A 12,917-nucleotide genomic window follows, 5' to 3' on the forward strand; every position below is an offset into this window, starting at 1 on the left:
GTGCGCCGCGGATGGGAGGAGCGTAGGGCGACGAACGCGTTCGTGGCAAACGTGTTCGTGGCGAATGCGTTCGTGACGAACGCGATCGCCCGCCGGTACGATGGCGCCATGACAGCGCACCCCACCGCCCCGCGGAGCCGCCGGGAACGTCCGGCGAAACCAGCCCTGACCCGGGAAGGCATCATCGCCACCACGGTCGACCTCATGCGTGCCGAGGGCCTGGAGCGGGTGACGATGCGCCGCCTGGCCAAGGAGCTGGACACCGGGCCGGCGTCGCTCTACGTCTACGTCCGCAACATGGCCGAGCTGCACGCGGCCGTCCTGGACGAGCTCCTCGGCGCCGTCGACCTGAGCCCGGCGACGGCGGACGGTGAGTGGCGCGACCGGCTGGTGCGGATCCTCACCTCGTACACCTCGGTGCTCTTCGAGTACCCCGGCCTCGCCCAGTCCGCCCTGGTGGCACGCCCCTTCGGCAAGCACTATCTGAAGCTGCTGGAGGCGCTGCTGGCGCTGCTGAACGAGGGCGGCATCGAGCCCGACCGGGCCGCGTGGCTGCTCGATCTGCTGCTCCAGTTCGCCACCGCGACCGCGGCCGAGCACGCCCACCGGGCCCCCGGCGACACCCCCCAGAGCGAGGCGGACTGGCAGGCGCTCGCCACGGTGGTGCGGGACGTCTCACCGCGGACCCATCCGCATATCGCCGCGCTGGGCACACGGCTGCTGTCCGGGTCCCCCAAGGACCGGCTGGCCTGGGGCTTCGACGTCCTCATCGCCGGGGCGCGGCACACCCCGCTGCCGGAGGTGCTCGCCCCGTCCCCGGTGGACACCCGGGGCGCCGGGGAGACCGGGAGCGCCGGGGAGACCGGGAGCGCCGGGGACACCCGGGGCGCCCAGGGCACCCGAGGCACCCGGGCCACCGGGGCCACCCGGGCCACCCGGGCCACCGGGGACTGAGGCGGTGGCGCTCAGCCGCGCCCGGCGGGCCGCTCGCCCGTCGTGATCCGGGCGATGTTGGAGCGTTCGCCGTAGACGAAGGGCCGGACCCGGTAGGAGGCCCGCTTCTCGTTCGGCAGCGTGATCAGCCCGAAGGAGTTGATGTCCGGGTCGAGCACGGCGACGGGGCGGAAGGAGCCGCCGCCCCGGGGCCGGTCCTCCAGCAGATAGCCCCGCTCGCCCGCGGCGTGGTCGGTCCAGGTGAACCGGATGCCGTTGGCGTGCATGACGGTCGCCCGCAGATCGGTCGGGGTCGCCGACGGCCGCCGGACGGGGCTGGTGCGCACCCCCGCCCGCCGGATGGTGCGCGGCGGCGCCCATGTGTGCTCCTGGCGCTGCTCCGCCTTGGTGAACGCCCCCTTGGGCAGGGTGACGTCGACCGGCCGGGACGCGGGTCCGTAGTACGGCCGCACCCGGTAGGAGAAGTGGGTCTTCGGTATCAGATCCGGGTGCCGGTAGGTGGTCTGGCCGAGCGGGGCGTAGGTGAGGATCGTCCAGGGCCCGCCGGGCTCGGTCGCGAACTCCACGATCCGCCCGGCGGCGCCCGGCGCCTTTCCGTGCCAGCTCAGCTCGGCGTCGACGGGGGAGACCCGGGTGACGCTGAGCACGGTCCCGGTCGTCCGGGTCTCGCGGGAGGCTCCGGACGCCTCCGTGGACGCCGCACACCCGCCGATTCCGGAAAGCCCGGCGGCGACGAGAACCGCCGCCCCCAGGGCGCGTACCGAGCCGCTCACTTGCGCCAGAACCTCACGTTGCTCCACTCCACGGTGGCCGGGCCGTTGCCGCTGCCGGTGCGGTACGCCCCGAACTTGTCGTAGAAGCTGCCGCCGGGGCTGTCCACGGTGTGCTTGAGCGAGCCGTTGATGTACGTACGGTGCTCCTTGCCCACCTGGTGCACCGTATTGACGCGCACCGTGGCCCCGACCGTCCCCGCGTTGGACAGGGTGTCCCCGCCGTGCACGGCGTACAGCCGCCCGCCGCGCTCGACCGCGAGCATGAAGTACGGACCGGCGTCGCCGTCGGTGTCGTTGAACGTCTGCTTCAGGCTGATCCGGGTGCCGCCCATGCTGGTGACCCGGAAGTAGCCCTCGAACTGATGGGTCCCGCCGGTGTAGGTGTCATAGCGCCGCTCGGCCCGCTGGTCACCGCTCGCGGTGGAGCAGGTGAGCTTGAAGGTGAGGCCGTCGACCTCCCCGCACCCCCGCTCCTGCACCTTGAACCCCGGGGACTCGGACGACCAGCCGCCCGGTTCGACCTCGGCGTGCGCGACGCCCGACGCCGCCAGCAGCAGTCCGCAGGCGGCGGACACACCGGCGATCACACGGTGTTTCCTGGACACGGTCCCACCCCTCTACTTCACCCAATGGCGGATGTTGCGGAACCGGGCCTCGGCCCGGCCACTGCCGTGGTGATAGACGCCGTTCTTGAAATAGCGCGTCGCCGGTCCCCGGTCGTCGACCGTCAGCACCAGCTTGTCGTCGGCGTAGACCTGGATCTTTCCGGCGTCCGCGTCATGGGCGACCTTCAGGTTCCACCACTTGTTGTAGATACCGGTCTTGATGACGGCATCCGTATAGCGCGTGAGCGTCCCGCCGTTCGCGCTGGACGCCCGCAGCATGATGTCGGTGGCCGGTGTTCCGCTGGGGTGCTTGCCCCGCAGGATCTGCATGATGTCCGCGCCGTTGGTCCCGGACGGCACATACACATCGGCGTCCCACATGTGCTTCCCCGAGGAGTACTCCTGCTTCCACCGCATTTCGGTGCGCGGATCGGTGTCGCTGCCCTCTTCGAGCGGCTCGTCGGTGGAGTTGACCCACATGGTGTGGGTCTTCGTGCTCGAGTTGTAGCTGTAGCGCTCGCTCAGGTCGAGATTCCACGGCTTGTGCATCGAGTATGTGAACGACGTCTGCGTCCATCCATCGGTCGGCGACGCCGCGGCCTCCTTCGCCGTGGCCGTCCCCCCGGCCGCGACCCCCGCCGACAGGATCCCGAGGAGCGCGGCGAACGCCAGGGCCGCCCTGGCGCGGGAGGAGCGTCTGGTGCGTGTGGTGCGTAATGCGGGCATATGGGCCCACCTCCGGTCTGTTCCGTTCCTGTGTGGATCATGGTCTAGACCAAGAGTCAAGGTAGGGCAGAGTTGATGGCCTGTCCATATCAATGAACGGAATTCACGATTGTGGCGGCGGGCGTGGCACCGCCTCGACGGCGGCTCCGACGCCTGCGGCCGGGTCGGATCAACTCCGCCGGAGTGCCTTCACCATGACCAGCTCCCTGGTCACGCCGTCGGCCAGCAGATCCCCCGGCTCCCGCGTGGCGGCGAAGCCATGCCGCTCGTAGAGGGCGATCGCCGGCGCGTTGCCCGGGAGCACCGCCAGCCGCAGCGCCGTGGCGCCCCTCCGCAGGGCCCAGGTCTCGACCGCCGCGATCAGCAGGCCGCCGACGCCGTGGCCGCGCGCCTCGGGACTGACCCAGACCGACCTCAGCTCCGGCGGCCGCCCGGCCCCGTCCCCGTCTCCGTCCCCGGCCCCGTCCCCTGGCATGCCGCTCGCCATCCCCACCGCCCGGCCGTCCAGCAGGGCCACGACGTGGTACGCGCCCGGCACCTCCAGCCGGGCGCGCCACCGCTCCTCGCCGCCGCGGTGCCAGTCGGCGAGCCGGGACTTGAAGGCGTGCGGCGCCTCGGCCAGCGCGGCCCGGCGGACGTCCCGCCACAGCGGCCAGTCGTCCGTGGTGACCACGCGCAGACGTACCATGCCGCCCAGTCTTCCGCATCGCCCTCCCGTAGCACCGGTCGCCGCTGAGCGCCGTCGCCCCCGAGGGGAGATGGCCCGGTTCACCCCGCTGTGCCATGCTTTGAGGAGAGGCGCCATCCCTTTCGAGGGGGCGCGGCAGCGAAGGCCCCGCCGGTGGTCGTGACCGGTCGCCGCGCGGAGGCCGATCAAGGGCCCGGGTACGCCCACGAGACCGGCGGTCCACGCACGGAGGCGGTGCAGGCGTGCTGTGACCGGGCATGTGCTGACGTTCACGGGGACCGCGTTGGTGGCTGTCTATGTGCTGGACGCGGAGGGTGCCGAGCTGCGGTTGGCCGAGACGGTGAGCGGCGCCGGACGGTCGTACGCGCTGCCGGCTCGCTATCCCGTGTCCGGGCGCTCGCCCGTCGCCGACGCCTTCCGCGCCGGACGCCCCCTGTGGCTGACCCCCACCGAACTCGCCGCCTACGGCCCCATCGGCCCCACCACCCCCGAAACCCCGACCACCCCCGGCGTCTCGCTGGGGGCGCTGCCGCTCGGCGGGGACGGCAAGGGGCTGGGGTGTCTGGTGGTGGTGGACGAGGCGCCCGGCGGGATCGACGCCGACCGCCGCGGCTTCATCGAGCTCTACGCCCACCACGTGGCCGCCGGGGTCGAGGCGGCCGGGCCGCGGACGCTCACCCAGCGGGGACCCGAACTGCCCGGCCTCACCCTGGACCGGCTGCGGGTCGGCTCGTTCGTGCTGCTCCTCGACAGCGGGCGGATGACCGCCGACACCCAGGTGCTCGACCTGTTCGGCATCCCCGGGGAGGACTTCGACGGACGGGTGGAGACCCTGCTGGCGGCCGCCGTCCCGGACGACGTCCCCGCCCTGATGTCGGTCCTGGAGCCCGACCTGCTGACCGCCGGCACCGCACAGCTGGAGTTCCGGATCCGCCGACCCAACGGGGAGCTGCGCTGGCTGGGCCTGCGCGCCCGGGTCGAGACGGGCGCGGACGGCACTCCCCGGCGCATGCTCGGCGTGGTCGCGGAGACCTCGTACCTGCGGCCGAGCGCCGACGAGGTGTCCCTGGTGCAGCGGCTGTCGGCCGCCCTGGCCGGAGCCACCACCGTCCGGGACGTGGGCCGGGCCGTGGTCGGCGCGCTGCGCGATCCGCTGGGGGCGGGCCGGCTCGCGGTCGCCGAACTCCAGGCCGATCAGCTGGTGGTCGGCGTCCTCGCCCCCGCCGAACCCGCCGCCTGGCCCGAGGTGTGGCGGGCCGCCTGGCGCTCCGAATGGCCCGAGCCGCCCAGCCATGCCCTGCCCACGCTGGCGGAGGCGGTGCGGGAGGGGCAGGTCAGCATCTGGCCCGAGGGCGCCGACCTCGAACCCGGGCTCTCCGGTATCGGCCCCGGCGGCCTCGCCGTCCTCCCGCTTCCGGCGGACGGCCGGATCGTCGGCGTATGCCTGATCGGCTGGGAGCAGCGGCACGAGTTCGGCCCGGAGGAGCGCTCGCTGCTGACCGCGACCGCCGGTCTGGTGGGGCAGGCCCTGGTGCGCGCCCACGCCCTGGACGCCGAGCACGAGCTGGCCACCATGCTCCAGCGCAGCCTGCTGCCCCGGAAGCTGCCGGAGCTGCCCGGCGGGGTGGCCGTCACCCGCTATCTGCCTGCGACGATGGGCCTGGAGGTGGGCGGCGACTGGTACGACGTCATCCCGCTGCCGGACGGCCATGTGGCGCTGGTCATCGGGGATGTGCAGGGCCACAGCGCCGCGGCCGCCACGATCATGGGCCAGATGCGCACCGCCATCCGGGCCTACGCGGTGGAGGGCCACCCGCCCGACGTGGTCGTGGCGCACGCCAACCGCCTCCTCGTCGGCATGGAGACCGATCTCTTCGCGACCTGCTGCTACGCCGATCTCGACATGGAGGAGGGCGAGGCCTGGTTCGTCCGGGCCGGACACATCCAGCCGCTGCTGCGCCACCCGGACGGCACCACCGTGGAGCTGGACGTCGAGGGCGGCCCGCCGCTGGGCGTGGTGGCGGACGCCGAGTTCCCGATGACCGCGGCCGGGCTGTCCGCGGGCACCCTGCTCGCCCTGCTCACCGACGGCCTGGTGGAGTCCGCCCGGCTCGACCTGGACGACGGGGTGCGCCGGGCCCGCCAGGCGCTGGCCCGCGCCGACCCGTCCGACCCCGGCGGGGTCGCGGACGCGCTGCTCGGCGGGGACAGCCGCCGGGACGACGACGTGGCGCTGCTGTTGCTGCGCTACGACGGGATGCGGGTGCGGCCCACCCGGGCGAGCTGGACGGTGTGGCGGCTGCCCGACGCGGTGATGCACGCCCGCCGCTTCACCGCGCGCACCCTGCGCACCTGGGGCGCGGAGGCGGAGCTGGACGTGGCCCTGCTGGTCACCTCCGAGCTGGTCACCAACGCCCTGGTGCACACCCGGGGCGAGGTGCGGCTGAACCTGACGCTGACCGCGGACCGGCTGCGGATCGCGGTGAACGACCTCTCGCCGCGTACCCCCGTCAAACCGGCGACCGTGGACTGGGAGGCCACCGGCGGGCGGGGGCTGATGCTGATCGAGGCGATGTCGCAGACCTGGGGCTCGGTGCCGCTGAGCGGGGGCAAGCAGGTCTGGGGTGAGATCAGCTTGTCGTCTCCGCGGGAGGAGCCCCGGGGCGGACACCCGGAAGTGCCTCCGGAAGGGCCTCCGGAAGGGCCCTCGGACCGGCCCTCGGACCGGCCTCCGGAGGAACCCCCGGAAGGCCCGGCCGACGCGGGACCCGAGGAACGGACGGTGGGGGACGAGGGGGACGAGGGGGCCACGGGGCGGAGGGGGCCGAGAAGGAGGAGGGCGAGGCGATGAGCCGTTCCCGTACGCGCTCGGCGATGAGCCGTTCCCGTACCCGATCCAGGGCGCACCCCCTGGCGCGTTCCCGGGCGTGCCCCCCGACGCGCTCCCGTGCGCGCGACCGCATCCGTGCGGCCGTCGCCGTCGCGGCGGGCCTCGTCCTGGCCGTGTCCCTCGCCGCCTGCGGCAAGGCGGCCCAGCTCGGCGAGACCATGAGCGTGACCGGGGCCCACCACCACGGCCCCCTGCGGATCGGCCTGTTGCTTCCCGAGAACGAGATCGTCCGCTTCGAGCGCTTCGACAAGCCCCTGATCCAGCAGCGGGTCAAGGAGCTCTGCCCGGGCTGCACGGTGAGCTACTCCAGCGCCCAGCACGATCCGGCCGCCCAGCGCTTCCAGATCGAAGCCATGATCACCAACGGGATCGATGTGCTCATCCTGGACGCGGTGGACACCAAGGCCGTCCGCCACTCCGTGGTCCAGGCCCAACGCGCCCATGTCCCGGTCATCGCCTATGACCGTCTCGCGGAGGGGCCCATCTCCGGCTATGTCTCCTTCGACGGCGGAAGCGTCGGCAGGCTCCAGGGCGAGGCGCTGCTGAGAGCGCTCGGGCCGAAGGCCAGGAGCAGCCAGATCGTCATGATGAACGGCTCGTCGACCGACCCCAACGCGGGCTGGTTCGAACGCGGGGCGCGGTCCGTCCTCCAGGGCAGGGTCAAGATCGCCAAGTCCTACGAGACCGTCGGCTGGCGCCCGGAGAACGCCAACCGCAACATGTCCGCCGCCATCGCCGCCCTGGGCCCCCACGGCATCGACGGCGTCCTCGCCGCCAACGACGGCCTGGCCTCGGGCGTCATCACCGCCCTCAAGGCGGCCCGGATCCATCCGATCCCCCCGGTCACCGGCCAGGACGCCGAGGTCGCGGGCCTTCAGCGGATCCTCGCGGGCGAGCAGTACATGACCGTCTACAAGCCGTTCAAGCCCGAGGCGTACACCGCCGCGGAGATGGCCATCGCGGTGGGACGCGGCAGATCGCTCACCGGGGTCGCGACGCAGCGGGTCAGCAACTCCACCTCCCGCGACATCCCCGCGGTGCTGCTCGAGCCGGTGGCCGTGACCGTGCACAACATCAAGAGCACCGTCATCAAGGACCGTCTGTATCGCGTCGATCAGATATGCACCAAGAGGTACGCGGATGACTGCCGCAAGGCCGGGCTCATCGACCGGGACGGCTCACCGCACGACGCGGAATGACACGACGCGAGAAGAAGGGAGGCGCGGATGGCCCAACTGTCGGCCCCGCCCCTGCTGGCGCTGAGTGGCGTCTTCAAGCGCTTCGGCGCGGTCCAGGCGCTCACGGACGTCGAGCTGGAGATCCACGCCGGTGAGGTCATCGCCCTGGTGGGCGACAACGGCGCGGGGAAGTCCACCCTGGTCAAGGTGATCGCGGGCGTCGAACCGGCCGACACGGGCACCCTCGAATGGCAGGGCCGCCCCATCCACATCGGCCGCCCGCACGACGCCCAGCACCTGGGGATCGCCACCGTCTACCAGGACCTCGCGCTCTGCGACAACCTCGACGTCGTCGGCAATCTCTTCCTCGGCCGCGAGATCACCCGGATCGGTGTCCTGGACGAGGTGGAGATGGAGCGCCGCACCCGCGATCTGCTGGCCACCCTCTCCATCCGCATCCCCGACGTCCGCAGGCCCGTCGCGTCCCTCTCCGGAGGCCAGCGGCAGACCGTCGCCATCTCCCGGGCGCTGCTCGGCGAACCGAGCCTGGTGATGCTGGACGAGCCCACCGCCGCCCTCGGCATCGAGCAGACCGCCCAGGTCCTCGACCTGGTGGAACGGCTGCGGGAACGCGGGCTCGGGGTGCTGCTGATCAGCCACAACCTGGGCGACGTCAAGGCCGTCGCGGACTGGGTCGCGGTGCTGCGCCTGGGCCGCAACAACGGGTTCTTCGACGTCACCACCACCTCCCAGGAGCAGATCGTCTCCTCCATCACCGGCGCGTCCGACAACGCGGTCACGCGGCGCGTGGCGCGGGAGGGGGAGCCGTGACCGTCCCCGGCGGGCACAGCGACCACAGCGCCGAACGCTTCACCGACGCGTTCGGGCGCCGAGTGGGCGGCGGGACGCTCGGCGCCGTCCCGGTCGTGCTCGGGCTGCTCGCGATCTGGATCATCTTCCAGGTCCTCAACCCGCACTTCCTCTCCCCGCGCAACCTCTCCAACCTCAGCGTGGACATCGTCGGCACCGGCATGATCGCGGTCGGCGTGATCTTCGTGCTGCTGATCGGCGAGATCGATCTGTCGGTGGGCTCGGTGAGCGGCCTGGCCTCCGCCCTGTACGCCGTGTTGAACGTCAACCTCGGCATGCCCGAACCACCCGCCATCATCCTGGGCGCGCTCTGCGGTACGGCGGTCGGCTTCGTCCACGGCTTCTTCACGGCCGTGGTCGGCGTCCCCGCGTTCGTGGTCACCCTCGCCGGACTGCTGGGCTGGTACGGCCTGATGCTCTCCATCATGGGCGCGTACGGCACCATCAACCTCGACGACCGGGGCCTGGTCGCCCAGCTGACCAACTACTACTTCTCCGACGTCGCCGCCGCCTACGTCCTGGCGGCGCTCGGCACCGCCGGGTACTTCCTCACCGCCTGGCGCGACGTCAAGCGCCGCCGCGCCGCCGGAGTGCCCACCCGCTCCCCGGTCTGGATCGCCGTCCGCACGGGGGTGCTCGCGGTGCTCGCCTTCGCCGCCGCGTATGTCCTCAACCGGTTCCAGGGCCTGCCGCTCGCCCTGCTGATCTTCGTGATCGTCCTCGTCGTCCTCGACTACGTCCTGCGCCGTACGGCCTACGGCCGGATGATCTTCGCCCTGGGCGGCGGGGTCGAAGCGGCCCGCCGCGCCGGGATCAATGTGGCCTGGGTACGGATCTCGGCGTTCATGATGTCGAGCACGATGGCCGCCATCGGCGGCCTCTTCCTGGCCTCCCGGATCAACTCGGTCAGCCAGACGTCGGTCACCACCGACCTGCTGATGAACGCCATCGCCGCGGCCGTCATCGGCGGCACGAGCCTTTTCGGCGGGCGCGGCAGCACGTGGTCCGCCCTGCTGGGCGTGCTGGTCATCGAGTCGATCGCCTCGGGCGTGGCGCTGATGGACATCCAGACTGCTGTTCAGTTCATGATCACGGGTGGGGTGCTGCTGCTGGCCGTCGTGATCGATTCGCTTTCGCGCAGAGCCCAGCGGGCGCATGGCCGGGCTTAGGTCTTGCCGCCTGCGGCGGGCTGTTCCCCTCCCCGCCCCTTCCCGAAACCGGGGCGCTGCCCCCGACCCCGAAACCGGGGCGCTGCCCCCGACCCCGAACCGGGGCTCCGCCCCTTCCCGCGGCATCGATATGCGGCTCCGCCGCGGGCGGGGGCTTCGCCCCCGGACCCCCGGGGTGCGGGAGTCAGCTGCGCCCCGAAGGGGCGCGGGGAACTGCGCGACCAGCCACGATGGCGCCGCAGACGATCGACGGCAGGTCAGGGCACTTACCGGGGGCCCTGGCCCCACGGGGCCTGGGGCGAAGCCCCAGTTTCGGGAAGGGGCGGGGAGGGGAAAGATCCGCCGACTCAGCGGGCGGCGAAGTCCAGGAAGCCCGCCCAGGCGGTGGCGGCTATGCGGAGGCGGGGACCGTCGGGGTTCTTGGAGTCCCGTATGTGGACGGTGGTGGGGGTGGTGGCGACCTCGACGCAGTCGCCGCCGCTGGAGTCGCTGTAGCTCGACTTGTGCCAGTCGTAGGCGACCTCGACGCACTCGCCGCCCGTGTTGTCGCTGTAACTGCTCTTGAACCACACGAGTCTGCTCATAACTCACCCATCAACTTCTCGGTGAAGCGTACGGATTCCTCCGGCCTGAGGGCCTGGGACCTGATCATGGCATAGCGGCGGGCCAGAACACCCACCTCTTCCGGCTTGGACAACAGGATGCTTTGGCCATGACCTTCAAGGTAGACCACGGGCGTCTCCTCGGGCGTCTCGATCAATGTCATCGGGCCAGGAAGCCCGGCGTGCCCAGCTTGGCTCATGGGCATGACCTGGATGACGACATTTGAGCGGGCGGCGCACTCGATGAGATGCGCATACTGGGCCCGCATGACCTCCGCTCCGCCGATATGGCGCCGCAGCGCTGCCTCTTCGAGGATGACGTTGACCACGGCGGCTGGTTTGCGGTCAAAGAGCGCCTTGCGGTCCATGCGAGCGGCGACGAGCTTCGTGACCTCTTCTCTGTCGAGCGGCGGAAATGCGTAGTCGAACAGCACGGTGGCGTACTCCTCCGTCTGCAGCAGCCCATGGATCAGATGCGTGCAGTACGACGACAGACTGAGCGCTTCCTGCTCCAGTTGGGCGAGCCCCTGAAAGTGGGCCGGATACCGCTCAAGCCGCAAATACTTGATCGCAGACCGCAGCAACCCACCCGCGTCCAGTGCCTTCTCGGCCGCGTCGATGAACTCGTCCGTCGGCGGCTTCGCGCATGTCTCCACGGCGCTCACCGCCGACCCCGTGTAGTTCATGAGCGCGCCCAACTCGTCCTGGGTCAGCCCCGCCCGTTCCCGCAGAAGCCGCAGGACAGCGGCGAAGTACTGCACGGTCGGCGGAGCGGAGTCCTTCTTCTTCGACTGGGCCACGCGGGCCACCCCCTCAACAACCCTCAACACCAATCAACGTGCGTTCGACTAGAGTTGTCGGTCGCCGCAGTCGACGCTCTGTTACTGGTGAAGGTAGCCGCCTGCACTGACAGTGGGAGCATGAACGCGGAAAGTCACGATGTAAACCCGCTCCATGGCTGGAAGCAGAGGTTTACGCCCGTCCCCCTCTCTGTCCCCCACGTCCGCCGCGCCACCGACGCCGCTGTCCGCGCCTGGGGCCTGGACCGGAGCTCGTCGGCCCTCGTCCTGCTCGTCGTTTCCGAGCTGGCCACCAATGCGGTCCGTCATGGACGGGTACCGGGGCGGTACTTCGAGGTGCGTATCGCATACGACGCAGAAAAAATGGTCGGGGTCGAGGTGTCCGACCCCCGCGAGGGGCACCCCGCCCTGGCGGACCCGACGCCGGACGACGAATCCGGACGCGGCCTGGCGATCGTGGACGCGCTCGCCGAGGCATGGGGCGTCCGGGAACGCGTCGTCGGCAAAGCGGTCTGGGCCCGAATCCGCCTGTAGCGGTACTCGGCCGGGTGCGGCGCCGTCTCGCGCCTTCGGCGCAATTGAGCATGGGTCGGGGGCGCCGGGGCGGGGGTGCCGTCGCCGGCCGCCGGGCAAATGGGGGCGGGGCGAGTGGCGGCATCCGGGCTCGCGGGTCGGGGTCGATCCGGACTGCGGGCCGGATGGCGCGGTCGATCCTGGCCCCTCCGGGTACCCCTCTCGAAAATGCTTGATCTAGCGCAACTAATAAGTCAAGCAATCTCCAGAGGGGTACCCCCACCCCCGGCGGAGTTGCCCGGCGTCGGCCCAAGCCCCCGCCCGGCCCGGCGGCCGGCGACGCGGCCCGCGCCCCCCACCGTCGCCCCCATGCTCACATGCGCCGAAGGCGCGAAACGGCGCCGCAGACAACCAACGACCCCAGCTCCGTACTCACCCCAGGACATGCCGCAGATAGCTCCGCGGATCCGCGAGATAACGGCGCCAGTGGTCGACCAGGGCCAGCTCGCTCCAGGCCACCCGCCGCATCCCGTGCTCGCCGACCTCGACGATGTCCGCACCGGGCAGTGCCGTCAGCAGCGGCGAATGCGTCGCGCAGATGACCTGCCCGCCGTTCTTCACCAACTCGTTCAAGTGGCCCAGGAGTTCAAGACAGGAGGAGAAGGAGAGCGCCGCCTCCGGCTCGTCCATGACGTACAGCCCGGGCTGGAGGAACTTGCCCCGGAACGCCGCGAGGAACCCCTCGCCGTGGCTGACCGAATGCGGGGCGAAACCCTCCCGGTCCAGCGCGTCCAGCGCGGTCTCGGCCCGCAGGAAGAACCCCTGGCGCGCCGACCAACTGCCCAGCATCCGCCGCCCGCGCGGCGCCGCGTCGAAGCGGATCCGCTCGCCCAGCGCCGACTTGGGGCGGTGGCTGGCGTAACGCCAGTCGTGCGAGCCGCCGTACGGGTCCAGCCCGAACCCCTCCGCGAGCGCTTCCACCAGCGTGGACTTGCCCGACCCGTTCTCCCCGACGAGGAACGTCACGGGCGCCGTGAAGCGCAGCCCGTCCGCCAGCAGCCCCCGCACACACGGCACGGACCAGGGCCACCTCTCCTCCTCGTGCGACCCCGAGTCAATGTGTGCGTACGCACGTTCGATAATCATCAC

13 protein-coding genes are annotated in these 12,917 nt (G+C 71.5%); 6 read left to right on the top strand and 7 right to left on the bottom strand.

The window, feature by feature from the left end; genetic code table 11:
• The first annotated feature begins 108 nt into the window (after positions 1 to 108).
• Positions 109 to 954, top strand: coding sequence for a TetR/AcrR family transcriptional regulator (locus IEJ02_RS19185; RefSeq protein WP_317985840.1), 846 nt, complete (start codon positions 109 to 111; stop codon positions 952 to 954).
• Between the two features lie 11 nt (positions 955 to 965).
• On the opposite strand, the gene IEJ02_RS19190 is transcribed toward IEJ02_RS19185, so the two are convergent.
• The 4 genes from IEJ02_RS19190 to IEJ02_RS19205 all read right to left on the bottom strand — a co-directional run bounded on the left by IEJ02_RS19190 (position 966) and on the right by IEJ02_RS19205 (position 3,746).
• A complete protein-coding gene (locus IEJ02_RS19190; protein WP_317985841.1) occupies positions 966 to 1,727 on the bottom strand; it encodes a fibronectin type III domain-containing protein in 762 nt (253 codons plus the stop codon).
• Complete coding sequence (locus IEJ02_RS19195) at positions 1,724 to 2,332, bottom strand: hypothetical protein (protein ID WP_191065996.1); 609 nt, start codon at positions 2,330 to 2,332, stop codon at positions 1,724 to 1,726. Before IEJ02_RS19195 ends, IEJ02_RS19190 begins: the two co-directional genes overlap by 4 nt.
• A gap of 12 nt (positions 2,333 to 2,344) precedes the next feature.
• Positions 2,345 to 3,058 carry a polysaccharide lyase family protein gene (locus IEJ02_RS19200; protein ID WP_191065997.1) on the bottom strand — a complete coding sequence of 238 codons (714 nt, stop codon included), beginning with the start codon at positions 3,056 to 3,058 and terminating at the stop codon, positions 2,345 to 2,347.
• A 169-nt stretch (positions 3,059 to 3,227) separates the two neighbouring features.
• Positions 3,228 to 3,746, bottom strand: coding sequence for a GNAT family N-acetyltransferase (locus IEJ02_RS19205; protein ID WP_191065998.1), 519 nt, complete (start codon positions 3,744 to 3,746; stop codon positions 3,228 to 3,230).
• 247 nt (positions 3,747 to 3,993) lie between these two features.
• On the opposite strand from IEJ02_RS19205, the gene IEJ02_RS19210 reads away from it, so the two are divergent.
• The 4 genes from IEJ02_RS19210 to IEJ02_RS19225 are packed head-to-tail and all read left to right on the top strand — an operon-like array spanning position 3,994 to position 9,853.
• Positions 3,994 to 6,597, top strand: coding sequence for a SpoIIE family protein phosphatase (locus IEJ02_RS19210; RefSeq protein WP_317985842.1), 2,604 nt, complete (start codon positions 3,994 to 3,996; stop codon positions 6,595 to 6,597).
• The gene (locus IEJ02_RS19215) at positions 6,594 to 7,835 is read left to right on the top strand and encodes a sugar ABC transporter substrate-binding protein (RefSeq protein WP_191065999.1); all 1,242 of its coding nucleotides are present in this window, start codon (positions 6,594 to 6,596) and stop codon (positions 7,833 to 7,835) included. The genes IEJ02_RS19210 and IEJ02_RS19215 overlap by 4 nt, the downstream gene beginning before the upstream one ends.
• A 27-nt stretch (positions 7,836 to 7,862) precedes the next feature.
• Positions 7,863 to 8,645 (top strand): ATP-binding cassette domain-containing protein, encoded by a 783-nt coding sequence (locus IEJ02_RS19220; protein WP_191066000.1) that lies wholly within the window; start codon positions 7,863 to 7,865, stop codon positions 8,643 to 8,645.
• Positions 8,642 to 9,853, top strand: coding sequence for a sugar ABC transporter permease (locus IEJ02_RS19225; RefSeq protein ID WP_191066001.1), 1,212 nt, complete (start codon positions 8,642 to 8,644; stop codon positions 9,851 to 9,853). Before IEJ02_RS19220 ends, IEJ02_RS19225 begins: the two co-directional genes overlap by 4 nt.
• A 347-nt stretch (positions 9,854 to 10,200) precedes the next feature.
• Here IEJ02_RS19225 and IEJ02_RS19230 read toward each other — a convergent pair whose 3' ends face one another.
• Together IEJ02_RS19230 and IEJ02_RS19235 are read right to left on the bottom strand one after the other, a co-directional pair.
• Positions 10,201 to 10,437 carry a DUF397 domain-containing protein gene (locus IEJ02_RS19230; RefSeq protein WP_191066002.1) on the bottom strand — a complete coding sequence of 79 codons (237 nt, stop codon included), beginning with the start codon at positions 10,435 to 10,437 and terminating at the stop codon, positions 10,201 to 10,203.
• Entirely contained in the window at positions 10,434 to 11,255 is an 822-nt protein-coding gene (locus IEJ02_RS19235) for a helix-turn-helix domain-containing protein (protein ID WP_191066003.1), read from the bottom strand. The genes IEJ02_RS19230 and IEJ02_RS19235 overlap by 4 nt, the downstream gene beginning before the upstream one ends.
• Positions 11,256 to 11,375: 120 nt before the next feature.
• On the opposite strand from IEJ02_RS19235, the gene IEJ02_RS19240 reads away from it, so the two are divergent.
• Positions 11,376 to 11,789: an ATP-binding protein gene (locus IEJ02_RS19240; protein ID WP_191066004.1), complete on the top strand. Its 414-nt coding sequence runs from the start codon at positions 11,376 to 11,378 to the stop codon at positions 11,787 to 11,789.
• A gap of 411 nt (positions 11,790 to 12,200) precedes the next feature.
• Here IEJ02_RS19240 and IEJ02_RS19245 read toward each other — a convergent pair whose 3' ends face one another.
• The gene (locus IEJ02_RS19245) at positions 12,201 to 12,914 is read right to left on the bottom strand and encodes an AAA family ATPase (protein ID WP_191066005.1); all 714 of its coding nucleotides are present in this window, start codon (positions 12,912 to 12,914) and stop codon (positions 12,201 to 12,203) included.
• Between the last annotated feature and the right edge of the window lie 3 nt (positions 12,915 to 12,917).

The organism is Streptomyces sp. 5-10 (assembly GCF_014712245.1).
Lineage (GTDB): Bacteria > Actinomycetota > Actinomycetes > Streptomycetales > Streptomycetaceae > Streptomyces > Streptomyces violaceusniger.